Origin of the sequence: Pseudoselenomonas ruminantium (assembly GCF_900142515.1) — a bacterium.
GTDB classification, from domain to species: Bacteria; Bacillota; Negativicutes; order Selenomonadales; family Selenomonadaceae; genus Selenomonas_A; species Selenomonas_A ruminantium_D.
In genome coordinates this window covers 31,635-56,399 of the sequence record NZ_FRBC01000012.1, presented here as the reverse complement: position 1 = coordinate 56,399, position 24,765 = coordinate 31,635, and the positions used below count along the sequence as shown (strand labels likewise).

Genomic DNA, 24,765 nt, shown 5'->3' with positions numbered 1-24,765 from the left:
AAAAAATTTGTATTACGTTGTATATTTATGTATAATGATGTTTGGCAGTGTTTTCGAGACACTTTGATATAAGGGAGGAATTTACAGCATGATAGGGGACACGTTGCGTTCCGAACGGGAACGCCAGAATCTGACAATTCAGGATATCGCTAAGGGCACCAGTATTCGTGCTCTTTATATAGAGGCCATTGAAAATGGTGATTATGACCAATTACCAGGTACGGTGTATGCCAAGGGATTTATTCGCAACTATGCTAACTTCCTGAAGATTGACGCGGATGCAGTGGTGCGTCAGTTTATGGAAGAAAACCATCCGGAAGAGGCAGCTGCGGCAGAAGAAGCCAAACAGCAGCTGGCTGAGGCCGAGGAGGCGAATCGGGAAGAAGTGAAGCAGAAACTGGCGACAGGCAGCGAGTATCGGGAGCATGTCTCATCGTCCAGCAATCGTTCCAACAATCTGCTGATCGCACTGATTGTCCTGCTGGTAGCAGGCGGTGCCTATTACCTCTTTGCCATGGATGACAGCAGTGCTCCGAAGCAGCCGGCTAAGGCTGTGACCCAGACGGCAAAAGCGCCGGCTGGAACCAAGGCTGAAACTGCGAAACCTGAGGCAGGCAAGGAAGTTCAGCCCGCCAAGGTTGACGGTGTTGAATTGGTGGCTAAGTTCACGGACAAATGCTGGACACAGGTTGTAGCCGATGGCAAGACTGTTTATGAAGGCACGATGGAATCCGGCAAGACGGAAACCTGGAAGGGCAAGGAGAAAGTGGTCATCACCGCTGGTAACGCCGGTGCTGTAGAAATGAAGGTTAACGGCAAGGATATGGGTAAGGCAGGCAATGCCGGACAGGTTGTGGAAAAGACTTTCACTGCCGATAAGGCCGGACAGCCCGCTGACGCTGCAACTGCCGATAAGAAGGATAGCAAGTAATAATGAAGGAATTTTTGCCAATCAGCAAAAAGGATATGGAAGAGCGGGGCTGGGAGCAGCTGGATTTTGTGTTTGTGTCCGGGGATGCCTATGTGGATCATCCCAGCTTCGGCCCGGCCATTCTTTGCCGTTTGCTCGAGAAGCATGGCTATAAAGTAGGAATCATTCCCCAGCCGGACTGGCATTCTACCAGGGATTTTGACCGCCTGGGAAAACCACGGCTGGGGTTTCTTGTCTCTGCGGGGAATATGGACTCCCTGCTCAACAAGTTCACTGCCGCCAAGAAGATGCGCCATCAGGATGCGTACTCGCCGGGTGGCAAAGCTGGTTTCCGTCCGGAACGGGCCACGATTGTCTATTGCAACCGCCTGCGGGAGCTATATCCCGATGTGCCCATCATCATCGGTGGCATTGAGGCCAGCCTGCGGCGCATGGCCCATTATGATTACTGGTCGAATGCGGTACGCCGCTCCATATTGGTGGACAGCGGTGCTGACCTGCTGGTCTTTGGCATGGGAGAGCGGGCGCTTTTGCAGGTGGCTGCTGACCTCCAGCAGGGCGTGGAAATCGGCAATATCCAGGATGTGCAGGGTACCTGCTACAAGGTGCCCAATATGGATTATGTCTGGGATTATCTGCCGCTGCCTTCTTATCAGGAGGTATCCACGGATAAGCGCAAGTTTGCCGAATCGTTCAAGGTGGAATATCTGGAACAGGATGCCTTCCGCGGGCGCAAACTGGCCCAGCAGAATGATGAGTGGTGCGTGGTACAGAATCCGCCGGCAAAACCGCTTTCGGAAGAGCAGATGGACGAGATTTACGATCTGCCTTATATGCGTACCTGGCATCCCATCTACGACAAGGATGGCGGCGTGCCGGCTATTGCCGAAGTGCAGTTCAGCCTCCTGAGCCAGCGGGGCTGTTTTGGCGGCTGTAATTTCTGTGCTATCATCTCCCATGAGGGACGGATCATCCAGCGGCGCAGCCATGAGTCCTTGCTGCGTGAGGCGAAGATCCTCACCCAGCAGCCGGGGTTCAAGGGGTATATCCATGATGTAGGCGGCCCAACAGCCAACTTCCGCCGCACGAGCTGTGACGGACAGCTTACGCGTGGCACCTGCCGGGGCAAGCCCTGCTTGTCACCGATTCCGTGCCAGAATCTCGTGGCTGACCACAGCGACTATATCAAGCTGCTGCGGGAACTGCGGGCGATACCGGGAGTCAAGAAAGTCTTTGTGCGCTCCGGCGTGCGGTTTGACTATCTGCTGCTGGCGAAAGATGAGTTCTTGAAGGAACTTTGCGAACATCATATCAGCGGCCAGCTCAAGATTGCCCCGGAGCATATCACCGACCGGGTGACACGCATGATGGGCAAGAGCAATCGCAAGGTCTATGAGCGTTTTGTGGATAAGTTCACGGCGATGAACAAGAAATTGGGCAAGAAACAGTATCTTGTACCTTATTTCATGTCGAGCCATCCTGGTTCCCAGCTGGAAGATGCCATTGAACTGGCGGATTTCATCCGGGACAAGGGCTATCATCCCCAGCAGGTGCAGGATTTCATCCCTACACCGGGAACCCTTTCCACCTGCATGTGGTATACGGGCATCGATCCCTTGACGGGAGAGGCTGTGTATTCGGCAAAGTCCCCGGAAGACAAATTGATGCAGCGGGCGCTTATGCAGTATTGGCTGCCCAAGAATCAGGCCATTGTGCGCAAGGCGCTGACGAAAGCCGGACGGACAGATCTGATCGGCTATGATAAGAAATGTCTGGTACGGCCTGCCAGTGATAAAGCGGACAAGTCAAAGCATGACCGGTCAAACAGGTCTGGTGCTGACAGGTCAAAGTTGACGCGTCAACCGTCAAACGGGCCGAAAAATAAACGAACAAAGAAGGTGCGGCGATGAAATGCCCATATTGTAAAGAAAACGACAGTCGAGTAATAGATTCAAGATCAGCAGATGATGGGGCAACCATCCGCCGCCGCCGGGAGTGCACGTCCTGTGGCCGCCGTTTCACCACCTATGAAGTGGTAGAAAAGCAGCCTTTGATGGTCATCAAGAATGATGGCCGTCGGGAGGTGTTCAAGCGGGACAAGATATTGAACGGAATCATCCGGGCCTGTGACAAGCGGGATATCTCACTAGAGAGCATTACCAATCTCGCCAATGAGATTGAGCGGGATATCCGCAACAGCATGGAACAGGAAGTCAGCACAGCCGAGATCGGCAAGCTGGTCATGAGCAAACTCAAGAATTTCGACGAAGTGGCTTATATCCGCTTTGCTTCGGTTTATCGGAAGTTTGCAGACATCAGCAGCTTCATGGAAGAACTGCGGGAATTGCAGGCCCATAAGCAGGCTGTGGAAAAAGAGTAAGTTTTGAAGTGAGTTAAAGGAGTAAGGCATTTGGCTTGGGAGCTAAAACAGGAGTTAAAGGAACAATTGGCAGCGGAAGAAGGCTATTACCGCTATCCCTTGGGCACACGACTGCCCGTGGCACTGGCTTATCCCAATTCCTATTTCGTGGGCATGTCCAATCTGGGGCTGCATATCATCTACGAGCTCTTGAACAAGCGCAATGATACGGCTTGTGAACGCGTGTTCCTGCCCGAGCGCAAGAGCATCGAGCGCTATGAGAATACCCGTACGCCGCTGATGAGTGTGGAAAATCAACTGCCTTTGCAGCAGTTTGCCATGATTGCCTTTGTGCTCTCCTTTGAGATGGATTACTTCAATGTGGTCAGGATGCTGGAACTGGGCAAGGTCAGAGTGCGTGCGGCAGAACGGGGTGATATGGACCCGCTGGTCATCGCGGGCGGCCCTTGTGCGACCTTCAATCCTGAGCCGCTGTCAGCTGTGATTGACGCTTTTGTCATCGGTGAAGGCGAAGTCATCATGCCGGCTATGATGGATGTGTTCTATCAGGCACGGAGTGAGGGTGTTTCCCGTCAGGAAATGCTGCAGCGTCTGGCTCAGGTTCCCGGTGTCTATGTGCCTTCTTTGTATGAACATCGTTATACCGAAGAGGGCCGCTTGCAGGCCATTGTCCCGCAGGCGGACACACCCGCGACCATCAGTCGTCAGTGGGTGCAGGATTTGGATGCTTATCCGGCTCATACTGTGGTGCGCACGGATAATACGGAATTCAATTTCTATCTGATTGAGACCGCCCGGGGCTGTGGGCGCCATTGCCGTTTCTGCATGGCAGGCTACTGCTTCCGCCGCCCCCGCAACCGCTCTTTGGGAGTGGTGACACGGGAGGTGAAAGAAGCTCTGCAATACAAGAAACGCATCGGCCTGATGGGGGCGGCGATTTCCGACTATCCGGAAATCAACGAACTCTGTAAGGATATATTGGGCGAAGGCTTGTCCATGTCGGTGGCTTCCTTCCGGGCGGATTCCGTGACGCAGGAGCTGGTGGATTCGCTAGCGGAGAGCGGCCTCAAGACATTGACCATGGCTCCTGAAGCGGGCAGCAGCCGCATGCGGGCTGTTATCAACAAGGGCATTGAGGAGGAACATCTCTTCCGTGCCATGGATATGGGCCTGCAGGCTGGCATCCGCCATTTCCGTCTCTATATCATGATTGGCCTGCCTTTTGAGCAGGAGGAAGATGTGGAGGCCATCGTGGATCTGGCGGGGCGTCTCAAGGACTATATGGAGGAGCATGGCAGCAAGGGAACGCTGACACTCAGCGTCAATCCTTTCATTCCCAAACCGTTCACGCCTTTCCAATGGCTGCCTATGGCGGATAAGAAATATGTGGAAAAAGCGGCGAAGACCTTGACACAGGGCCTGCGCAAGCGCAAGAATATTATTGTGGGGGTGGAATCACCCAAAGAAGCATTCGTTCAGGGTGTGCTGGCCCGAGGGGACCGGCAGGTGGGCGAGGCGTTGCTGTTGGCCTGTGAAAACGGCGGCAGCAAGGCATTCAAGCGGGCCATGAAGGACTGCGGCCTGTCCATGGACGATTATCTTTACCGGCAGCGGGGAGCCGATGAGTTGTTCCCCTGGGAGGCTCTCGATATGGGCTTCAGCCGGGAATACATCTATCAGGAAATGAAGAAGGCCGAAGAATTGAAACCCACCATCCAGTGTTTTGACGGTTGTCATCGCTGCGGTGTTTGTGGATAATAATGGCAATGGGGTGAGCAGATGAGTTTTGCAATCGAACATCTGGGCAATAATCTATGGCGGGGGAAGTTCACTTCCTTTGCGGAAAATATCTGTCAGCACGCGTTTTCTGCGCGGCTGGGCGGTGAAAGTGTCAAACCCTACAAGGGCTTGAATATGGCACTGCATGTGGGTGACGAAGCCGATATCGTCTGGGAGAACCGTCAAAGATTCTTGCAGGCACTGGAGCTGAAGGCTGAGAAACTGGTGACGCCGCAGCAGGTGCACGGAGCGAACATCCAACGCGTGACTATGGCAGATGCTGGCCGGGGGGCAAAGGATTATGCCGATGCCATTGCGGACACCGATGCCCTGATCACCAATGAGCCAGGGGTGCCATTGCTGCTGTGCTTCGCTGACTGTGTGCCGGTGATTTTCCTTGATCCGGAGAAAAAGGCTGTGGGAATCGCTCACGCAGGCTGGAAAGGGACCGTGGCAAAAATCGCACGGGAGACCGTCTGGCGCATGCAGGAAGAATTTGGCTCCGATCCGGCAGATATCCTGGCGGGAATCGGTCCATCCATTGGCCCCTGTTGTTTTGCGGTAGGTGAGGAAGTGGCGGAGAAGTTCCGCGAGGCGTTTCCCCGGCATACCGATACGCTGATCACCACGCGGGAAGGCCAGCTTTATGTCAACCTTTGGGAGGCTAACCGCCTGCAGCTGTTGGAGACGGGGATTTCCGAGGAAAATATCGAAATGGCTGACACCTGTACCGACTGCCAGCATCAGTGGTTCTATTCCTATCGGGCCGAAGGCGGGCAGACAGGGCGTATGGCCGCCATAATTGCACTGAATCAGTACTAATGGATTTGTATCAGGGGTGAGTGTTTTGGGGCAGGAAATAGCAGAGCGTTATCAAAATGTTGTAGCAAAGATTGAAGCAGCCAAACAGCGGCGCACCACCGTGCCAAAGGAGGCAGCGGTCACCTTGGTGGCGGTGACGAAGAATCACGATACCACCGCCATGCGGGAGGCCATTGCTGCCGGAGCCGCGGATGTGGGTGAGAACCGCGTACAGGAGGCCAAGACGAAATTCGTCGAGATTGGCAATTGCGTGACCTGGCATCTCATTGGTCATCTGCAGACCAACAAGGTCCGGCAGGCGGTGAAGTTTTCCGACCTGATTCACTCGGTGGACAGCCTGCATCTGGCTGAGGCAATCAACAGTGAGGCTGCCAGGATTGATAAAGTTCAGGATATCCTGGTGCAGGTAAACCTGGCCAAAGAAGAAAGCAAGTCTGGTATCTATAAAGAGGACCTGTTTGCCAGCCTGCAAGCGATAAATGCCCTGCCGAACCTGCGTCTGCGTGGCCTGATGTGCATGGCACCGAACTACGAGGACGTGGAACTGTGTCGGCCGCTTTTCCGGGAAATGTATAAAATTTTTCAGGATGTACAGGATTTAGACTTGCCGACGTCGAATATTGATACGTTATCGATGGGTATGACTCACGATTACGAAATAGCCGTAGAAGAAGGCGCCAATATGGTGCGGGTAGGCACAGCCATCTTTGGGCCGCGCCAGTATTAACGAAGGGGAATAGTCATGAGTATAATCGATAAAGTTTGCGGAAAGATGGGACTGATGGATCCGCCAGATGAAAAACTGGATGCCATTGAAGAACGATTGAAAGAAAGCCGGGATTATGAAGAACCGGAAGAAGAGGAAGAGAGTTTTGACATGAGCCATGAACGCAATGAGAGTGCCCGGAATGTAGTGGACTTCCAATCCGCAGCTTCGGCCAGGGAGAACAACACGGTGACCAATATGAAGATGAAGGTTATCGTAATCGAGCCCAAGACCTTCGACGATGCCCAGCAGGTAGCCAACAATTTGCGGGAGAAGAAGCCGGTGGTCATCAACTTTGAAAAGACTGAGGCGGATGATGCCAAGCGCATCATTGACTTCATCAGCGGCACTACCTACGCATTGAACGGTGAAATCAAGAAAGTGGGGCACAACGTCTTCCTGTGTGCACCGAGCAATGTCAACGTGAGCTATACGGAAGAAGAGAAGAAAGTTTCGGCAGAGATGCCCTGGCTGAAGAAATAAGGGACAGATTTAACTATGGCAAGTGAACAGAAAGAAAAACTGATTCGGTTCTATAAAGGCACCGAAGGTGAAGAGATTGTGGTCAAACTGGTGGATTTGGCCGAAAATATCCTGCGCACTCAGAAGTTCCGCATTTCCGGTTTTCTCGATCCCTTTGGACAGGAAATCGCTGAAACTGTGGCGGCCAACTATGGCAATATCCGCGTGGACTTTGCCGGCGGCTATCAGGGGGCCGAGCGGGCTAGGGCTGTCTTCATCCATGAGGACTTTGCTGGTACGCCAACCAGCTTCGGCATTGATTGCATCGAAGCTAAATGGAATGGGCAGTTTGCCCGGCTCAGCCATCGTGACGTGCTCGGGGCACTCATGGGGCAGGGCATTGAACGGGATACCATCGGGGACCTGTTGGTAACCAATGATTCCGTGAAGATCATCTGTGATGAGAAGATGGCTGATTTCCTGCTGGCGAACCTCGATAAGATTGGCGCTGTGGGCGTGGAATGCCAGCGCGCTGACCTCAGTTCCATCGCACCCAAGGAAGAGCGATGCAAGGAAATCCGCGCTACGGTGGCATCACTGCGTGTAGACTCCATCGCTGCTGCCGGCTTTGGCTCCTCCCGCAGCAAGGCGGCCTCTGACATCGCTGCCGACAAGCTCAAGATCAACTGGCAGCCAGTCAAGAGCGCTTCCCAGAATGTCAAGGAAGGCGACATCCTCTCCATGCGTGGCAGAGGCCGGCTGGAGGTAGCCGAGGTCCGGGGAACCACGAAAAAAGGACGCACTGTGGTTGTATTGAAGCGATATTTGTAATGTGAGAGAAAGCTCCTGCTCGGGAATGATCCGAGCAGGAGTTTTTTGTGTTATGGTTTTATGATTTATAGGGATTGATTTTCCTCTGCCAGCCAGTCTGCAAGTGTACTGGGATTTTTTATTTGTTCCCAGTCAACGGATATGGAATCTTGACAATAATAGCAGCGTTCAAATGGCTGCATTAGTTTTGTTTTCAGAATTTCCGTAGTCAGGCCGGGCGTGTATAAATCTATGGCGCCATCTTCAGGCAGATGTTGATGGAAATATTCGTTGAAATATTTTGTGGTAAAAGGGAGAAAGCAGGCGGCAATTTTGCCATCATACAGGTTATGGCAGCGGGATTGGGAACAGCGGTAAAAATAATCGGGAGAAGCAGTCTTGCGCAGTGTTTGTTTCATTTCGAATTTGTGTATGAGTGGTGAAATATAGTAGGAAATCCCTTTTTTTTGCAAAAAAGCTTCAATTTCTGACATTTTCTTTTCCAAGGGGGGATAAAAGGAGATATGGATGTTCGTGTCGGTTTCTTTCAGAGTATCATAGAAATGTGCGGGCATTTTCATAAGGAGTATGGCATTGGTGACTACGAAGAGGTTGGCGGCTGGGTATAACTGGCGGCTTAGTTGGATATAATCATCAATTTTAGGATTGAGCAATGGTTCTCCGCCTAGAATGCGGATGATACCAATATCACTGATGAATTGATGGAGTTTGTGAAAATCTTGGGTAAATTGTTTGAAATCAGGATAGTGGGGAGTTTTTACTAGACCAGAATAATGCTCGCAAGCTTTGCAATTCAAATTGCATTGATCTGCGATATGGAATTCCAAGTAAGGTAGATAACTGGCATTGAGCCATGGACTAAGGAAGGAGAGAATCTGTTTTTCTAGCAGAGCTTTTTCGTTAAGCCGTCCGGTTAGATAGATATCTTCCACGTTGATGCCATTGCGGACGATAAGCGATACTAAATTGGTTTGGGATGAAAGGAGTTCCCTGGGGATAATAATGCCGTTAATAATTCCTTGCGTATATAAGGCTCTCATTTGCAGAAAATCCAAAACAGGCAAGTCTTCCTTTATTGATTCCTGAGACGCAGCTAGATTCCAGAAGGCAAGCACTTTTAAGGGGGCACCACCTGCATTGATCGTAGCCTTGTTATACTGATTTTCGATGGTATGTCTGATGATGGTGCTGAATGTTTCCGAGCCGTAGATTGCAACGTGGAACATATATGAATCTCCTTCCGTGATTGACTATAGACTAAATCCTAACGGATATTTCGCTGAAATGGTAGCGATATCCTTCTTATGGCAGCCTGTCTTTTTTTACAAAGTAGCATTTTTGTAAAAAATATGTTAGTATAGTCTAAGTAGTAAAAGAAAACTGGTGGATATGATTCTGCTATACAGATAGGGGATAATGATTTTGCTTACACCAATGGACATACACAACAAGGATTTCAAACGCAGCTTCCGCGGTTATAACGAGGATGAGATCGATGATTTCCTTGACAAGGTAGTCAATGACTATGAAAAGCTTTTCCGGGAAAATGACCGTCTGAAGGAAGATCTGGCCCGTGCGCAGAAGGACAACGAGCAGTATCAGCAGTTGGAGCAGAACCTCAAGGACACCTTATTGGTGGCCCAGAGGACGGCGGAGGAAGTGACCAGCAACGCCCGCAAGAATGCGGAGGAAACCCGGGAGAACACGGCCAAGGAATGTGCCAACAAGGTGCAGGAAGCTGAGATGAAGGCTGACAAGATCATCGAGGATGCCAAGAAAAAAGCACAGGTGATTGTAGAGGAATATGACCGTCTGGTGCGGGAGAAGAACAATTTCCTGCGGAAAATCAAGGTGACCTTGGAGTCGGAACTGGCTGTGATTGATGATACCATGTCCCAGCTGCCGGACCCGGAGAAGGAAGAACGGGAGAAGAAGGCCATGGGCACGCAGGCAGAAGCCTTGCAGAAGGCTCTGAGCGGGCATCAGGCTGTTCCCTATGAAGCGCAGGAATTAGCGAAGGAAGACGATGCCGCGGACAAGCAGGAAGGATAAGCGTATATAGATGGCTGGAGGATTGTTTTTTGTACTGCTGGCCTTGGACCAGCTGGTTAAGTTACTGGTTATGACCACCATGACACCGGGGGAAAGTGTTCCGGTTATCAAGGGCATCTTTCACATCACCTATGTATTGAATCCGGGGGCAGCCTTTGGCATGCTGCCTCATCAAAGCTGGTTCTTTATTCTGGCTGGCGCAGCAATGATTGCTGCGTTTTGCTTTTATTATCCCCGGCTGAAACAGCAATGTGGATTTTTCCATTATGGTTGTGTATCTCTGCTGGCAGGTGCGGTAGGCAACTTGATTGACCGCATCCGTAGCGGCCTCGTGGTGGATTTTTTTGATTTTCGCATCTGGCCGGTGTTCAATATCGCGGATATCGCCATCGTGCTGGGGGTTATCAGTATGATGTATGCCATACTCTACAAGGAAAAGGAAATGGATGAATAATATGGAACCCGTTGTATTTACCGCAGAAGAAAAGGGGCAGCGTCTGGACGTGTTCGTCGTGGAAAAGTGCCCGGAGCTATCCCGTTCCCATGTGCAGAAACTCATTGAGCAGGCTCATGTGCTGGTGGATGGTGCGCAGCGCAAAGCAAATTTCAAGCTGCGGGGCGGCGAAGCTGTGCAGGTAACCTTGCCCGAAGCTGAACCCATCAGCGTAGAGCCGGAGGATATCTCTCTGGACATCCTGTTTGAGGACAAGGATATCATTGTGGTCAACAAGGCACGGGGCATGGTGGTACATCCGGCGTCAGGCGTGTATAGCGGCACTCTGGTCAACGCGCTGTTATATCATTGTCAGGATCTGTCGGGTATCAATGGGGAGATCCGTCCCGGTATCGTGCACCGTCTGGACAAGGATACCAGCGGCGTGATGGTCTGTGCGAAAAATGATACGGCCCATCTGGATCTGGCCGAACAGATTCGCACGAAAGCTGCTCATCGCACTTATTGGGCCATTGTCTATGGCAACATCAAGGAAGAAGCGGGCATCATCAAGGGCGATATCGGCCGTCATCCCACTGACCGCAAGAAGATGGCCATTGTCCGGGAAAATGGCAAGCCTGCTGTAACCCATTTCAAGGTGCTGGAGCGTTTCGGGGAGTACACGCTGGTGGAATGTAAGCTGGAAACAGGCCGTACCCACCAGATCCGCGTCCATATGACCAGCATTGGCCATCCTTTGGTCAATGATCCCAAATACGGGCCGAAGAAATCCTCTCCCTTTGCGATTCAGGGACAGGCCCTGCATTCTTTGCAGCTGACATTGACACATCCTGTCACCAGAGAAGAAATGACGTTTACGGCACCTTTGCCTGCTGATATGGAGAAGATTCTGACCGGTCTGCGCAATAAGCGCGCCAAGGCCGCACAATAAAGAGGAGGCGTTATTATGCCAGAGTTTACCGACAAGACCGTCCTGATGGATAGCGAAGGGATTCGCCGCGCTTTGACGCGTATTTCTCATGAGATTGTGGAGAAGAACAAAGGCGTGGAGAATATCGTGCTGGTAGGCATCCGTACCAGAGGGGTACCCATTGCCGAACGGTTGGCCAGCATTATCGAAAAGATTGAAGGGAAGAAGCCTCCTGTTGGGGTGCTGGATATCACTCTTTACCGTGACGACCTGTCCACTTTGGGATATCAGCCGATCGTGCGGCCTACGGAATTGCCTGTGGATATCACGGGCAAGACTGTGGTACTGGTAGATGATGTGCTCTATACAGGTCGTACCATCCGGGCCGCTATGGATGCGGTCATCGACAATGGCCGTCCCAAGACCATCCAACTGGCCGTACTGATTGACCGGGGCCATCGGGAACTGCCCATCCGCGCTGATTTCGTAGGCAAGAATGTGCCGACATCTTCCAAGGAAGTCATCAGCGTGCAGCTGGAGGCCACAGATGCCACGGAAAATGTTATGCTGCGTGAAATAAAAGAATAAGCGGTTGCCTTGACCAGTCAAATCGACTGATCAGGGCAATTTTTAGGTGAACAATAAGACTCAAAAAGTAGTTTATTTAGGTAAAATATGATAAGATATTAGTGTTTGTGCGTTTAATATGCAAAGCACTCATGATTTTTAAAACAGGGGGACTTATTTTATTATGGCAAGATTATTTGGTACCGATGGTGTACGCGGTGAGGCAAATGTGGATCTGACACCGGAACTGGCTTATCGTCTGGGCCGGGCAGCAACGATTTACTTCGGCGGGGACAATGGCGAGCAGCCGTTGATCCTCATCGGCCGTGATACGCGTCTGTCCGGTGAGATGTTTGAAGCAGCGCTGACGGCTGGTATCTGCTCTGCTGGCGGCCGTGCCATGCTGGCTGGCGTGATTCCAACGCCGGCAATCGCTTATCTGGCCCGCCGTCATAAAGCCAAGGCTGGTATCGTGATTTCTGCTTCCCACAATCCGTTCCATGACAACGGCATCAAATTCTTCGGCGGTGACGGCTACAAACTGCCGGATGCAGTGGAAGATGAACTCGAAGCTATCGTGCATCAGCTGGAAAATGATGACAATCTGGCCCGTCCCACGGGAGAAAACATTGGCCACATCGAGTACCGTACGGATTTGCTCAACCAGTATATTGAATTTGTCATCAGCACCTGTCAGGAACGCTTTGATGGCATGAAGGTCGTGCTGGACTGCTCCAATGGTGCTGCTTACGAGGTTATGCCCAAGGTCCTGCGTGAGCTCGGTGCCAAGGTAAAGGTCATCCATGCCCTGCCCAATGGCGTCAACATCAACGACAACTGCGGTTCCACGCATATGGAATCCCTGCAGAAGGCTGTCGTGGAAAACAATGCTGACTTCGGTATCGCGCATGATGGTGACGCTGACCGCTGCCTCTGCGTGGACGAAAAAGGCCAGATCATCGATGGCGACCATATCCTCGTGATGTGTGCGCAGGATATGATCAAGAAGGGCACCCTGCCGCATAAGACTGTTGTATCCACGGTCATGGCCAACATTGGTTTCCACAAGGCCATAAAGGAAGCGGGCGGCCGCGTGGAAGTAACGCAGGTTGGTGACCGCTATGTGCTGGAGAACATGCTCAAGAGCGGCTACAAGATTGGCGGTGAGCAGTCCGGCCATATCATCTTCACGGATTACAGCACTACAGGTGACGGCCCGATTACGGCCCTGCAGGTTCTGTCTTCCTTGAAGCGCAGCGGCCGCAAGGCATCCGAACTCACGGCGCTCATGACGACTTATCCGCAGCTTTTGGTCAATGTCCGCGTGGCTACCAAAGAAGGCTGGGAGAAGAATGAGGCAATCTCTGCTGCTATCGCTCAGGGGGAAGCAGAGCTGGGCAATGAAGGCCGCATCCTCGTGCGTCCCTCCGGCACGGAACCCCTTATCCGTGTCATGGCAGAAGGCCCGGATCAGGCACAGCTGGACCGTATCTGCAATGAGATTGCAGAGGTTGTGAAAAAAGAGCAGGGTTGATATGAAGAAGGCGATTTTATTTGCGAGCTTTGGCGTAGCTAATGAACAGGCCCGCCATAGCTGCATTGATGCAGCCGCTCAGCGGCTGCAGGCCGCTTATCCGGACGTTGAAGTCCGGCAGGCCTATACGTCGGTATTCATCAAGAAGAAACTGGCGGCGCAGGGCATCCATGTGGATTCCCTGCCTGAGGCTCTGGAACGCCTGCTGGCCGATGGCTTTACTCATGTGGTGATACAGCCGGGGTATTTGACGGCTGGTGAGGAGTATGAGAAAAAAGTCATCCAGGTGGCCACAGGTTTTCAGCAGAGGTTTGTCCAGTTGGGCGTTTCCCGTCCCATCATGGAAAAGAATGCTGATGGTGCCGATGTGCTGGCGGCGGTGCAGGAAATGTTCTCGTTGTCTCATGATGAGGAACTGGTGTTGGTGGGGCATGGTTCGCCCCATCAGCATAATCCGGCCTATGAGAATCTGCAGGATCTGGCTGACAAGACAGGCTTTCCTTTGCATGTCGGCGTGATTGAGCCGACGGATACCCCGTCATTTGCCGATGTTTTGGCCCGTCTGGAAGGCAAGGGGGTGCGAAAGGTGCTGTTAGCGCCTTTGCTCCTTTCTGGTGGCAGCCATGTAAGTGAGGATATTGCAGGAGATGAGCCTGAATCCTGGCTTTGCCGTCTGCAGGCTGCGGGCATTACGGTGCGTACCCGTCTCAAAGGGATGGGCGAGTATCCGGTATTCCAGGATCTTTATGTGAAACGCTTGCAGGAGTGGGAATGGGATTGATAACTTGCGTCTATAGATAAAATTCACATAAAATCTATTTCTTTTTTTATAAATATGGGTTATAATAACCTAGTGTAAATCTATCCAAATGGGCAAGGGATGCCTAAAAATCGAATGAGGTGAGTATATGTCACATCCAGTAACAACCAATCCGTTGATCATCATGCTGATTAACATGACCGTGGTGTTCTTGGTGCTTATCGCCTTAGGTGTGGTCATCAATCTGATTCATTATATTGACCCCACGAAACCTAAAGCAGCACCGCAGGAAGAGGCTGCGCCAGCCGTGGCAGAACCTGTAGCCGATCCTGAGCCGGTAGTGGCGGCGGCGCCTGTGGAAGAGGGGATTTCTCCAGAGGTGGTAGCTGTGATTGCTGCCGCAGTGGCCAGTATGGGGTACGGTGCGGGCAGTGTCCGGGCCATTCGTCCTCTTGAACGGAACAATTGGAAAAATTCCGGGCGCAATGCGTTGCAGAGCCGGGGTTAAAGCAGGGAAGGAGGAATTATTATGGAATTATTGAATGCATTTGTCGTTTCCCTGCAGGCTGTCTGGGCTGACAGTGGTTTTTCTGCGTTCACTATGGGCAACGGCGTCATGATTCTCGTCGGTCTTTTACTTCTTTATATGGCTATCGTCAAGGAATTCGAGCCATTGCTCTTAGGGCCTATCGCCTTTGGCTGTGTGCTGGCCAACTTCCCGCGCACGGGATTCTTCACAGACCCTGGTCTGATGCAGGCCATCCACTATGGTATCGAAAATGAGATTTTCCCGCCGCTTATCTTCTTGGGAATTGGTGCCATGACGGACTTCGGTCCGCTGCTGGCTCGTCCGATTACCTTGCTTTTAGGTGCAGCTGCTCAGATTGGCGTGTTCGTAGCTCTCGTGGGGGCAATGCTCTTGGGCTTCACGGTGCAGGAAGCCGGCGCTATCGGTATCATTGGTGGTGCTGACGGCCCGACGGCTATCTACCTGTCCATCCAGATGGCGCCGCATCTTTTAGGTGCTATCGCCGTAGCCGCTTATTCCTACATGTCTCTGGTGCCGCTGATCCAGCCGCCAGTCATGAAGCTTCTGACCACGCAGAAAGAGCGCGAGGTCGCCATGGAACAGCTCCGTCCTGTGACGAAGTTCGAACGCGTCTGCTTCCCAATAGTGGCTGCTATCATCATCAGCCTGCTCCTGCCGCCTATCGCATCGCTGCTGGGCTGCTTGATGCTGGGTAACCTTTTCCGTGAGTCCGGCGTTATGGATCGTCTGTCCGATACGGCCCAGAACTCCCTGTGCAACATCGTCACGATTTTCCTGGCTACCGGTACCGGTATGACTATGAATGCTGATGACTTCCTGCGCACGGAAACCCTGCTGATCATCGGTCTGGGCCTTGTGGCCTTCATCGCTGGTACGGCTGGCGGCGTCCTCTTCGGCAAGATCATGTGCCGTCTGTCCGGCTGGAAAATCAATCCGCTGATTGGTTCCGCTGGTGTATCCGCTGTGCCTATGGCTGCCCGCGTCAGCCAGGTTGTAGGCATGAAGGCAAAACCGGGCAACTACCTGCTGATGCATGCTATGGGCCCGAATGTGGCAGGCGTTATCGGTACGGCTGTTGCTGCTGGTACTATGCTGGCCATGCTCAAGTAAATGAAATCGCAATAAAAAAAGAGGCATTTGCCTCTTTTTTATTGCGATTTTACAGTTTCTTTTCGGTCAGTACCAAATCCAGGGCATTCAGCACATCATTGACATTTTCCTCAGTGATGACGAGTGGCGGCTGGAAGGCCATGACATTGCGGTCTACGCCGTTCTTGCCAATGATGAAACCGCGGTCTTTGAGGGTTTCCAATACATCATCGAGGACTTCCGGTGCAGGGCTGCCGTCGGCATGGATGAATTCCGCGCCGTCCATCAAACCAAGGCCGCGCACATCCCCAATAACGGGATGCTTCTTCTGCAGCTCCCACAGACCGTTTCTGAGCTGCTCACCGCGGGCGGCGGCGTTTTCCATAAGCTTGTGTTCTTCGATATAATCGAGGACTGCCATAGCTGTAGTGGAGGACACCGGGTTGCCGCCGAGAGTGGAAGCGCCGGGACGGGTGTAGGTGTCGGCAATCTTGGCCGTGGAGATGAAGGCCGAAATCGGCGCGCCATTGCCCAGAGCCTTGGCCATGCACATGATATCGGGCACCACGTCATAATTCTCGATGGCAAACATCTTGCCACTGCGGGCAAAGCCCGTCTGTACCTCATCGATGATCAGCAGGGTGTTGTACTGGTCGAGGATTTCCTTGACGCGCTTGAAGTAGCCTTTCGGCGGTACCACGCAGCCCGCATTGCCTTGGATGGTTTCGGCGATGAAAGCGCCGGGCTTGCCGGAAGTGGACGTTTTGATGAGGTCTTCGATGGCATTGGCACAGGCGTAATCGCATTCCGGGAACTTTTTGTTCATGGGGCAGCGATAGCAGTTGGGGTTGGGGGCAAAGTGGATGCCGCCAACGGGATTGGGGTCCGTGCGCCACATGGTGAGGCCTGTGACGCTCATGCCCAGCTTCGTGCGGCCGTGGAGGCCGTGGCGCAGGGCGATGATTTCGCTGTTGCCCGTGTAGACGGAAGCCAGCAGGAAGGCCCCTTCGGTGGCTTCGGAACCCGTGGAGCAGAAGAAGGACTTCTGCAGATCGCCGGGCGTGACCTGCGCCAATTTTTCGGCCAGGTTCACGAAGTTTTCCGTCAGGTAGATATTGCAGACATGCTGCAATTCATCAATCTGAGCTTTCATCTTCTCCAGGATTTCCGGATTGCAGTGGCCGCAGTTCATGACGGACACGCCGGCATACATATCCAGATACTTCTTGCCCGTGCTGTCCCAAAGGTACTGCATGGAGCCTTTGACCATCTGGGCCGGCTCTTTATAGAAATGCCCAAGGCAGGGCATGATGTACTTTTTTTTCTTTTCGATAATGGCCTCAGGGCCAATGAATTTTTTGCTTTCCATAACAAAGTCCCCTTAAAATATGTTAAATGGAATTGCGGCTCTGACGGAAGCGGTAAGTGCCTAAGCCCAGCTCCCGGGGGCCTTTTTTGAGTGTGGCGAGGTCGTCTTCGTGGAAGGCTTCCTTGCCAGCGGCGAGGTTATCCAATGCGCTGCGGTAAATGCGGGTTACCATGCCGGCAAATTCCGGCGTGTAATCCTGTGCCTCGATGCGGTATGCGCCCAAACCGTTGAACTTCTTGAGGTACGGATAGAGGCAGAGGTCCTTGGCAAAGTAGATATGGTTGCGGCCGAACTGGTCAATGCGCAGGGAGTGCTTTTCACCGGCCTTGTCGAGCAGGGCATAGCGGCGGTCGAGGACTTCCGGATTGTTCAGTTCGTTGAAGAAAGGCAGGCTCATGCCCGGGATATTGTGGTCGCAGATCATGGACTCGTAGGAGCCGTGTACCACAACTTCGATGGGCAGTTCGGAGCTTTCCACGATTTCGCGTAGCTGTTCAAAGGAGAGTTCATAGGAAGCCGTACCCATGACCAGGCCGTTTTCCTTGAGGAACTTGGCGGCCAGATGGTTGAAGAGGTTGAAGGACAAATCCGCCTGAATGGGCAGGTTCGTCAGGCGTTTCGCCAGCTTCAGGGAGCCAAGGTTGCTGACCATAAGGCCGTCAGCCTTGAGTTCGGGACGCTGCTTCAAGGCCGTGAAGAACTGCTCCAGTTCGCCGCATTCCCGGCGCATGGTGGTGCGCGGCGTATTGATGACGACTTTTGCCTTGCCCTTGGCATAAGCGATAACTTCCGCATAATCGTTCAAAGAGCAAGGCTTATTGGGGCGGAAGGCTTCGCCGCCGACATAAACCACATCAGCGCCGTTGTCGATGACCGCCTTGGCGGCAGCTACGGTGCCCACACGGACGCTCAGTGTGCGGTGGTCAGGATTTGACTTGTCAATATCCCGTTCCTGCTTGAGGATTTCGTCCTGGAAACCGGCTTCCTTGATTGCATCACTGAAGAAGCGGGGCTCACGCTGGCCGTCAAAGCCGATATCCTTCTTGTCCGTAGCTCCGAAGGCAAAGGTGGTCGTGAAGTCACGGGCGCGGTTCTCATAGAGGCTCTTCCAGCCTTCTTCGTCAGGCTGCCAGCCGGCAGGGTCGGCGATGTATTCGTCGATGGCCTTGCGGTAGGTGCTGACAATGCGGCGGATAAAGGGCGCCGGACGCATGCGGCCTTCAATCTTGAAGGAGAAAACGCCAGCCTGAATCAGCTGGGGGATATGGCGGTACATGCACATATCCTTGAGGGCCAGCTTGTAGGCACCTTCGCTGTCCTTGTCCAGAACTTCCCCAGTCTTTTCGTCAATAAGCTGATAAGCCCAGCGGCAGGGCTTCAGGCAGCGGCCACGGTTGCCGCTCTGGCCGAAGAGCACGCCGGAGTGGATGCATTGGCCGCTTTCGCTCATGCACATATCGCCATGCATGAAGTATTCCACCTCGATGCCCGTGCGCTCACGGAACAAGGACAGCTCGGAGAGCGTCATTTCACGGCCAACAACCACGCGGGTGATGCCGTATTCCTTGAGCTTTTCGATGGCGTGCTCGTTGTGGGTGTTCATCATAACAGAAGTGTGCACGGGAATCTTGATGCCCATTTCATGGATGAGTTCCAGCACGGCAAAATCCTGCACCAGAATGGCATCAGGACGGATTTCATTGAGATAGGTCAGATATTCCCGCAGCGCCGGGATTTCCTCGTCACTTATCAGGTTGTTCAGCGTGATGTAGAGTTTCACGCCATGTTCATGGGTGTAGGCGATGGCTTTTTTGAGCATCTCATCATCAAAGTTGAAGTCACCTTCATGCATGCGCATGTTGAAATGCTTGCCGCCTAAGTAGCAGGCATCAGCGCCGGATTCCACACCGGCCACCAAAGCATCCCAGGTACCAGCTGGAGCCAGCAGTTCTACGGATTTACGATTCAGAATCATTTAATTACAAACCCCTTTATTGGATATAGTTTTTTATTATAAGTCCCAACTAATAAGTATAGCAGAGAATGAAGGTGCTATCAATATTCATGGGTAGGGTGATTTGTACATAGTCAGCGTGGAAAGGCAGCATCTTAGTGAAATATGGAAAAAATCTTTTCTCTATGATAAAATGATGCTAAAGGGGGGATTTCCTATGCAAATTGCATTGATAAAAGAGGCAGTCTTGCAGGTGGTATTACGTTATCCGGTCAGCCGTGTTACGCTTTTTGGCTCTCAGGCTGCGGGAACCTCGAAAGAAGACAGTGATGTAGATTTAATTGTGGAATTTTCCCAGCCAGTGTCCTTGCTGACGCTTTCTAGTATGAAATGTGACTTGGAGGAACTGCTCAAGAACAAGGTTGATTTGATACATGGGCCGATTAGGGCGTCGGATATGATTGAAGTCGGGCAGGAGGTTGTCCTGTATGCAGCATAGAGATAAGATTATTTTGCAGAAAATTATTTCAGAGATAAATGTTGGCACAGAAATGCTTGGTAACAGCAACTTGGAAAATTTTTTGCAAAATGAAATGCTTAAAAGAGCTATTGGCATGACTGTCATCAATATCGGCGAATTGATAAAGAATGTAACGGATGAACTGAGGACAGGGTATCCTGATATTCCATGGAAACAAGTGGCTGGATTTCGTGATATCACAGCACATAAATATCAGACTTTGCGTATGGAAGATGTGTACCAGGTGGTAGTGGATGATTTTCCTGTATTGAAAGAACAGTTAAGTGGAATACTTTCTCAAGGGACAGATTAAAATTGTAGTAGTAGAGGGGCTCTCATTTTGCAGATTGCAGGATGGGGGCTTAAGTTTTGGCTGATTTTGCACGATATACATAACAGGATGGAAAAAATTTCGTCCTTGGCAGGATTTTGCTGTTAAGGGGCGAAGATTAAAAACTATGATTGCTGAAGTTGTTATCGTTGCGAAAGGCGGGATAGGTATGAAGACATTGGCGTTACAGGGCGGGGAAATTTGTGGCGTTTTTTGTGTGCCTAAATCTGTCCTTTCGGGGGGGGACAACTGTCGTTTGATCATAGCTGGTTATCAACAAGTCAATAACGGTGGATTTGAGCCTTCCTTTAGCGGGACGGCGGGTGTTTTCTGCCCGTCTGCCTGCTGAGGGAAGGCTTTTTCGTTTGTTGATGGGAAAGGAATGAGGCAGGATGAAAAGGAATGACAATCTTTCACGGAAAGCCCGTTATGGGATATTGGCGGCAATTATGGCCGGGGCCTTCAGCATTATGCCGGCAGCGCAGGCCTTGCCCACAGGCGGAGCATCGGGGACAGCCACCATTACGCAAAGCGGTTCCCAAATGGATATTGCCAGCAGTGTTGCCAGCAACTTGCTGACCTGGCAGGATTTTTCCATTGCCAAAGATGAAACCGTAAACTTTGCCGGAGCCAACAGTTATCTGAATGTGGTGCTGGGCGCTAACCGTTCGGAAATCTATGGTGCCATTACCGGCAGTGAGGCTAATGTGTATCTGGTGAATCCTAACGGCATTTTGGTTGGGGATGGGGCCACCATCAATGTGGGAAGTCTGCATCTATCTACCGCTGACATCAGCGGCAGTGTAACGGATTTCACCACTGCCCAGATTGCCCTTAACAGTGCAGTGGATTTCAAAGGGGATGTGGTCAACAAGGGAATTCTGACTGCGGCCCAAGATATCACGGTGGACGGCGATAATGTCACCTTCAAGAATGTGGCCAATGTGACGGCACCCAATTCCTTTGCAGTCAAGGCGAAAAACACCGATGCCTTCCATGTGGGACGCACGGATGATACGGCCCTGGCACTGGCCAGCGGCAGTACAGACCCTACCTATTACAAGCTGGTCAGCACAGCGGAGGAACTACAGAATATCAAGAATAACCTGTCCGGCAATTATATGCTGGCAAATGATATTACGCTGACTGCTCCTGCGAATACGGCGAGCGGTTCGAACTTCACCCCCATAGGGAGTACGGGAGTGTCACACTGGAATGTAGATGCGGAGAAGTTTACTGGCAGATTTGATGGGTTAAACTATACCATCGACAATTTATACATAAATGTCAACACGAATGAGGGTTCTGTTAGTGCGGGCTTGTTCGCAACCATCGGAGCATCGGGAGTGGTTGAAAATCTGAAATTAGGAACAGGGAAATCAACCTTGACTTTAACCGGTAATGGCTATAACGGCAGTGTTGCAGGTATTAACTACGGCACACTGCGAAATGTTGTCAATGACAATGTGGAGGTGACAGGTAGCAATTACTCAAGTGGCGGCATTACCGGATACAACCTTGGCTTGATTGACGGGGCAAAAAATAATGCTACAGTCACCGCAATAGCATCCTATGCTTCGGGAGGCATCGTGGGGACAAACGACAAGACTCTGAAAAATGCCACGAATACTGGCAATGTGACAAATACTACTGAGAATATAAACGAGGGTGTTGGCGGTATTGCCGGCAGTAACCGCAGTGATTTGGTTGAGAACGTCAGCAACAGCGGAACGATAACTGGCAAAACAAGGGTGGGCGGTATTGTAGGCCTGAACCAAAAAGACATAAAAAATGCGGTAAACACGGGAGTTGTATCAGGCCAGCAATATGTTGGCGGCATTGCAGGAAAAAATACCCAAAACATAAGCAATACCTATAATACTGGGGATATTACCAGTACGGGAAAAGCGATAGGTGGTATTACAGGCCAAAACGAGGGCATTATTCAAAATGCTTATAATACAGGTAATGTAACTGGCTCTGCATATTATGTAGGAGGCATAGCTGGAGAAAATGGCGCAGCAATTGATGGTATGGCTATAATTCGCAATGTCTACAATACAGGCGATGTTGTCGGCGGAAGTTCCAGCGTTGGCGGTATCGTAGGTTGTATGGGAGAAATATCGGCTAATCAAGGTATAAATCATACCTATGGCGGGGAAATTACGAACGCTTACAATACAGGTAACATAAAAACGACTGGTGGAAGAGATTATATTGCTGGCATAGTTGGTGCTCCCTTACGAGGGAAAATAGCAAACGTATATAGTTCTGGTACAGTATCATCTGACCAAACATCTGAAATCCCTTATTGGGAAGATAAAGTAATAGGCAGAAGAAATAATGATTCCCACGCAGACTACGAAAATGCAAAGGCAATCAGCGATGCGTCTGCAATGAAACAGGCGGCTACCTTTGCTGGATTCGCTATCGATAAAGACGGTACCGACACCACTGCCCCCTGGCGCATCTACGAAGGCAAGACCATGCCGCTGTTGACGGCCTTCCTGACGCCGCTGATACTAGAAAATACCACCGTTACCTATGACGGACAGGCCCATACCCTGGGCAATGTTGCCAAGCTGGATACCACGAAGATTTTGGGCGGTGAGTTGCCGTCCTATACGGAAGTCGGCACCCATAGCTACAGCGGCATTACCAGCCTGTATTCGGATCAGCAGGGCTACAATATCAAGGCGGCCAGCGACACTGCCACTTTGACCATTTCTCCCATCGCCCTCGAACTGACAGCCAGTGGTTACAGCAAGACCTATGATGGTACCACCACGGCCACCGGCGGTACAGTGGTGGCAACCAAGGGCAATATCCTGGGCGGTGTAGGTTCATTGGCAGCAGCCTATAGCGATAAGAATGCAGGCACGGATAAAGCCATGATCGTTACCGGGCTGGGGAAGAATTATCAGGTAACCACCACTAGCACGGGGAACACCATTACCAAGAAAGCTCTCAGCATGACGGCGGAAAGTTTCACCAAGGTCTATGATGGCACGAATGATGCCACTGGCGAAGCCAGCATTGTGGGTGTTGTTGAGGGAGATGATTTCGGCGCCAAGGTTGTGGGAACGTTTGACAATGGTGCGGTTGATGCCGGGAAGAATCAGCCTGTTACCTACACGGCCATTGATATTCATGGCACAGATGCAGGCAATTATGATTTGACAAAATCCTATCAGAGCACAGGAACCATTACGCCGAAACCCCTTACAGTAACCTTTGCGAACATCAGCAAGACTTATGACGGCACGACTGCGGGAACTGCAGGAGCAGGTACACTGGCAGGAGTGCTGGATGCAGACAAGAATGCTGTAAGCGTCAATGCTGACGCTGCCTATGATGCGAAGAATGCCGGTAGCCGCACGGTCAGCTATACTGAAGTTTCCCTGACGGGGACTAAGGCAGACAACTATTCGATTGATAAGACGGCAACAGGGGCAGGAATCATCACCGCCGCCCCACTGACTTTGACAGTTGTCGATACCAGTAAGCAGTATGATGGCACCACGGAAGTGACCGATGGCCAGTACGCAATGCGCGGTACCCTCTATGGCACAGACAGCCTGAGTGGTGGCACTTATGCCTATGCGGATAAAAATGCCGGCACGGGCAAGACAGTTAGCTTGACGGGGGTGACGGTCAATGATGGCAACGAGGGCAGGAACTACGATTTGACCATCGTGAACAGCACGAACAGCACCATCACCGCCGCACCGCTGTCACTGGCAGTTGTCGATACCAGCAAGCAGTATGATGGCACCACGGAAGTGACCGATGGCCAGTACGCAATGCGTGGTACCCTCTATGGCACAGACAGCCTGAGTGGTGGCACTTATGACTATGCGGATAAAAATGCCGGCACGGGCAAGACAGTCAGCCTGACGGGAGTGACGGTCAATGACGGCAACGAGGGCAAGAACTACGATTTGACCATAGTAAACAGCACGAATAGCACCATCACCGCCGCCCCGCTGACATTGACGGTAAAAGATTATACCAAGGAATATGACGGTACGGTCACGGCTCCCGGAGCAGAATATAGCCTGACTTTCGGTCAGCTGCTTGGTGAAGATGCGTTAAGCGGCGGAATATTTGCCTTTGACAATAAGGAAGTCGGTACGGGCAAGACTTTGACATTGTCCGATGTGACCGTCAATGATGGCAACGCCGGCCAGAACTACACCCTGACCTATGTGCCCAGCACCAACAGTTCCATTACGGCCAATGCACCGTCAGTTGTGGTGGATGTGATGGAGGACACGTTGAAAGATATGGGCTCCTCCATTGAAAAGGTGGAAGAGGTGGTGGCCGTAGCTGCTCCGGCTCCGGCAGCGGTTGTACCCAGTGTCGAAACGGTTGCGCCAGCCGCACCGGAACCCGCACCTGCACCTGCTTCTGTGGCAGAACCACAGGCGGCAAGTTCGGAACCTGCTGCAACCCAGGAGGACAACAAACAGGAGGAGAGTGTAGAGACTGCCTCCACCACGGCGACCACTCATGGTGACAGCGACAAGCAGGAAGAAACGGCACAGTCCGTTGGCGAAAAACAGGTAGTGCATAATGTTTTGGATGGCGATGGCATTCTTACCGTGGAAAACGATGGTGTCAACCCGCCGGATTCCATGAATGCCGAAAAGGTAGCAACTCAGGAAAGTGAATAAAGCATAGAAATCGAGGTAGATGGATTTG

At 51.7% G+C, this 24,765-nt stretch carries 22 protein-coding genes; 19 read left to right on the top strand and 3 right to left on the bottom strand.

Annotated features, from left to right (window positions below; all coding sequences use genetic code 11):
* The first annotated feature begins 88 nt into the window (after positions 1 to 88).
* Genes BUB68_RS07505 through BUB68_RS07470 form a run of 8 tightly spaced genes read left to right on the top strand, consistent with a single transcriptional unit; the run spans position 89 to position 7,971 of the window.
* Positions 89 to 931 carry a helix-turn-helix domain-containing protein gene (locus tag BUB68_RS07505; protein WP_073089677.1) on the top strand — a complete coding sequence of 281 codons (843 nt, stop codon included), beginning with the start codon at positions 89 to 91 and terminating at the stop codon, positions 929 to 931.
* 2 nt (positions 932 to 933) lie between these two features.
* A complete protein-coding gene (locus BUB68_RS07500; RefSeq protein ID WP_073089675.1) occupies positions 934 to 2,841 on the top strand; it encodes a YgiQ family radical SAM protein in 1,908 nt (635 codons plus the stop codon).
* Positions 2,838 to 3,311, top strand: coding sequence for a transcriptional regulator NrdR (nrdR, locus tag BUB68_RS07495; protein ID WP_073089673.1), 474 nt, complete (start codon positions 2,838 to 2,840; stop codon positions 3,309 to 3,311). The genes BUB68_RS07500 and nrdR overlap by 4 nt, the downstream gene beginning before the upstream one ends.
* A gap of 30 nt (positions 3,312 to 3,341) precedes the next feature.
* On the top strand, positions 3,342 to 5,069 hold the full coding sequence (locus BUB68_RS07490) for a TIGR03960 family B12-binding radical SAM protein (RefSeq protein WP_073089671.1): 1,728 nt from the start codon (positions 3,342 to 3,344) through the stop codon (positions 5,067 to 5,069).
* A gap of 21 nt (positions 5,070 to 5,090) precedes the next feature.
* Positions 5,091 to 5,912 carry a peptidoglycan editing factor PgeF gene (gene pgeF, locus BUB68_RS07485; RefSeq protein ID WP_073089669.1) on the top strand — a complete coding sequence of 274 codons (822 nt, stop codon included), beginning with the start codon at positions 5,091 to 5,093 and terminating at the stop codon, positions 5,910 to 5,912.
* Between the two features lie 25 nt (positions 5,913 to 5,937).
* The gene (locus BUB68_RS07480) at positions 5,938 to 6,639 is read left to right on the top strand and encodes a YggS family pyridoxal phosphate-dependent enzyme (protein ID WP_081371904.1); all 702 of its coding nucleotides are present in this window, start codon (positions 5,938 to 5,940) and stop codon (positions 6,637 to 6,639) included.
* A 15-nt stretch (positions 6,640 to 6,654) separates the two neighbouring features.
* Entirely contained in the window at positions 6,655 to 7,161 is a 507-nt protein-coding gene (locus BUB68_RS07475) for a cell division protein SepF (RefSeq protein ID WP_073089667.1), read from the top strand.
* A 15-nt stretch (positions 7,162 to 7,176) separates the two neighbouring features.
* A complete protein-coding gene (locus BUB68_RS07470; protein WP_073089665.1) occupies positions 7,177 to 7,971 on the top strand; it encodes a YlmH family RNA-binding protein in 795 nt (264 codons plus the stop codon).
* A 65-nt stretch (positions 7,972 to 8,036) separates the two neighbouring features.
* Here BUB68_RS07470 and BUB68_RS07465 read toward each other — a convergent pair whose 3' ends face one another.
* Entirely contained in the window at positions 8,037 to 9,197 is a 1,161-nt protein-coding gene (locus BUB68_RS07465) for a radical SAM family protein (protein WP_073089663.1), read from the bottom strand.
* 190 nt (positions 9,198 to 9,387) lie between these two features.
* Between BUB68_RS07465 and BUB68_RS07460 the strand changes: the two genes are divergently transcribed.
* From BUB68_RS07460 to BUB68_RS07425, 8 genes are all read left to right on the top strand, one after another.
* Positions 9,388 to 10,023, top strand: coding sequence for a DivIVA domain-containing protein (locus BUB68_RS07460; RefSeq protein WP_256625818.1), 636 nt, complete (start codon positions 9,388 to 9,390; stop codon positions 10,021 to 10,023).
* A gap of 10 nt (positions 10,024 to 10,033) precedes the next feature.
* Entirely contained in the window at positions 10,034 to 10,477 is a 444-nt protein-coding gene (lspA, locus tag BUB68_RS07455; RefSeq protein WP_073089661.1) for a signal peptidase II, read from the top strand.
* Positions 10,470 to 11,408 carry an RluA family pseudouridine synthase gene (locus tag BUB68_RS07450; protein ID WP_073089659.1) on the top strand — a complete coding sequence of 313 codons (939 nt, stop codon included), beginning with the start codon at positions 10,470 to 10,472 and terminating at the stop codon, positions 11,406 to 11,408. Before lspA ends, BUB68_RS07450 begins: the two co-directional genes overlap by 8 nt.
* 15 nt (positions 11,409 to 11,423) lie before the next feature.
* Positions 11,424 to 11,975 (top strand): bifunctional pyr operon transcriptional regulator/uracil phosphoribosyltransferase PyrR, encoded by a 552-nt coding sequence (gene pyrR / locus BUB68_RS07445; protein WP_073089657.1) that lies wholly within the window; start codon positions 11,424 to 11,426, stop codon positions 11,973 to 11,975.
* 163 nt (positions 11,976 to 12,138) lie between these two features.
* Positions 12,139 to 13,488, top strand: coding sequence for a phosphoglucosamine mutase (gene glmM, locus BUB68_RS07440; protein ID WP_073089654.1), 1,350 nt, complete (start codon positions 12,139 to 12,141; stop codon positions 13,486 to 13,488).
* A 1-nt stretch (position 13,489) separates the two neighbouring features.
* Positions 13,490 to 14,269, top strand: coding sequence for a sirohydrochlorin cobaltochelatase (locus BUB68_RS07435; RefSeq protein ID WP_073089652.1), 780 nt, complete (start codon positions 13,490 to 13,492; stop codon positions 14,267 to 14,269).
* A gap of 127 nt (positions 14,270 to 14,396) precedes the next feature.
* Positions 14,397 to 14,756 carry an OadG family protein gene (locus BUB68_RS07430; protein WP_073089650.1) on the top strand — a complete coding sequence of 120 codons (360 nt, stop codon included), beginning with the start codon at positions 14,397 to 14,399 and terminating at the stop codon, positions 14,754 to 14,756.
* Positions 14,757 to 14,777: 21 nt separating this feature from the next.
* Positions 14,778 to 15,908 carry a sodium ion-translocating decarboxylase subunit beta gene (locus BUB68_RS07425; RefSeq protein ID WP_073089647.1) on the top strand — a complete coding sequence of 377 codons (1,131 nt, stop codon included), beginning with the start codon at positions 14,778 to 14,780 and terminating at the stop codon, positions 15,906 to 15,908.
* A 49-nt stretch (positions 15,909 to 15,957) separates the two neighbouring features.
* Here BUB68_RS07425 and BUB68_RS07420 read toward each other — a convergent pair whose 3' ends face one another.
* Positions 15,958 to 17,256 carry an aspartate aminotransferase family protein gene (locus BUB68_RS07420; protein ID WP_073089645.1) on the bottom strand — a complete coding sequence of 433 codons (1,299 nt, stop codon included), beginning with the start codon at positions 17,254 to 17,256 and terminating at the stop codon, positions 15,958 to 15,960.
* Positions 17,257 to 17,278: 22 nt separating this feature from the next.
* Complete coding sequence (locus BUB68_RS07415; protein ID WP_073089642.1) at positions 17,279 to 19,231, bottom strand: peptidase U32 family protein; 1,953 nt, start codon at positions 19,229 to 19,231, stop codon at positions 17,279 to 17,281.
* A 196-nt stretch (positions 19,232 to 19,427) separates the two neighbouring features.
* Between BUB68_RS07415 and BUB68_RS07410 the strand changes: the two genes are divergently transcribed.
* The 3 genes from BUB68_RS07410 (at position 19,428) to BUB68_RS07400 (ending at position 24,737) form a co-directional block, all read left to right on the top strand.
* Positions 19,428 to 19,709 (top strand): nucleotidyltransferase family protein, encoded by a 282-nt coding sequence (locus tag BUB68_RS07410; RefSeq protein WP_014424047.1) that lies wholly within the window; start codon positions 19,428 to 19,430, stop codon positions 19,707 to 19,709.
* On the top strand, positions 19,699 to 20,043 hold the full coding sequence (locus tag BUB68_RS07405; protein WP_014424048.1) for a HepT-like ribonuclease domain-containing protein: 345 nt from the start codon (positions 19,699 to 19,701) through the stop codon (positions 20,041 to 20,043). Before BUB68_RS07410 ends, BUB68_RS07405 begins: the two co-directional genes overlap by 11 nt.
* A gap of 410 nt (positions 20,044 to 20,453) precedes the next feature.
* Positions 20,454 to 24,737, top strand: a complete 4,284-nt coding sequence (locus BUB68_RS07400) for a beta strand repeat-containing protein (RefSeq protein ID WP_073089639.1) — start codon at positions 20,454 to 20,456, stop codon at positions 24,735 to 24,737.
* The last annotated feature ends 28 nt before the right edge of the window (positions 24,738 to 24,765 follow it).

Coding starts and splice junctions, on each gene's coding strand:
- BUB68_RS07420 (WP_073089645.1), bottom strand. CDS start 17,256: ATGGAAAGCAAAAAATTCATTGGCCCTGAGGCCATTATCGAAAAGAAA.
- BUB68_RS07505 (WP_073089677.1), top strand. CDS start 89: ATGATAGGGGACACGTTGCGTTCCGAACGGGAACGCCAGAATCTGACA.
- BUB68_RS07415 (WP_073089642.1), bottom strand. CDS start 19,231: ATGATTCTGAATCGTAAATCCGTAGAACTGCTGGCTCCAGCTGGTACC.
- BUB68_RS07475 (WP_073089667.1), top strand. CDS start 6,655: ATGAGTATAATCGATAAAGTTTGCGGAAAGATGGGACTGATGGATCCG.
- BUB68_RS07460 (WP_256625818.1), top strand. CDS start 9,388: ATGATTTTGCTTACACCAATGGACATACACAACAAGGATTTCAAACGC.
- BUB68_RS07465 (WP_073089663.1), bottom strand. CDS start 9,197: ATGTTCCACGTTGCAATCTACGGCTCGGAAACATTCAGCACCATCATC.
- pgeF (WP_073089669.1), top strand. CDS start 5,091: ATGAGTTTTGCAATCGAACATCTGGGCAATAATCTATGGCGGGGGAAG.
- glmM (WP_073089654.1), top strand. CDS start 12,139: ATGGCAAGATTATTTGGTACCGATGGTGTACGCGGTGAGGCAAATGTG.
- BUB68_RS07430 (WP_073089650.1), top strand. CDS start 14,397: ATGTCACATCCAGTAACAACCAATCCGTTGATCATCATGCTGATTAAC.
- BUB68_RS07425 (WP_073089647.1), top strand. CDS start 14,778: ATGGAATTATTGAATGCATTTGTCGTTTCCCTGCAGGCTGTCTGGGCT.
- BUB68_RS07470 (WP_073089665.1), top strand. CDS start 7,177: ATGGCAAGTGAACAGAAAGAAAAACTGATTCGGTTCTATAAAGGCACC.
- lspA (WP_073089661.1), top strand. CDS start 10,034: ATGGCTGGAGGATTGTTTTTTGTACTGCTGGCCTTGGACCAGCTGGTT.
- BUB68_RS07405 (WP_014424048.1), top strand. CDS start 19,699: ATGCAGCATAGAGATAAGATTATTTTGCAGAAAATTATTTCAGAGATA.
- pyrR (WP_073089657.1), top strand. CDS start 11,424: ATGCCAGAGTTTACCGACAAGACCGTCCTGATGGATAGCGAAGGGATT.
- BUB68_RS07435 (WP_073089652.1), top strand. CDS start 13,490: ATGAAGAAGGCGATTTTATTTGCGAGCTTTGGCGTAGCTAATGAACAG.
- BUB68_RS07410 (WP_014424047.1), top strand. CDS start 19,428: ATGCAAATTGCATTGATAAAAGAGGCAGTCTTGCAGGTGGTATTACGT.
- BUB68_RS07450 (WP_073089659.1), top strand. CDS start 10,470: ATGAATAATATGGAACCCGTTGTATTTACCGCAGAAGAAAAGGGGCAG.
- nrdR (WP_073089673.1), top strand. CDS start 2,838: ATGAAATGCCCATATTGTAAAGAAAACGACAGTCGAGTAATAGATTCA.
- BUB68_RS07400 (WP_073089639.1), top strand. CDS start 20,454: ATGAAAAGGAATGACAATCTTTCACGGAAAGCCCGTTATGGGATATTG.
- BUB68_RS07500 (WP_073089675.1), top strand. CDS start 934: ATGAAGGAATTTTTGCCAATCAGCAAAAAGGATATGGAAGAGCGGGGC.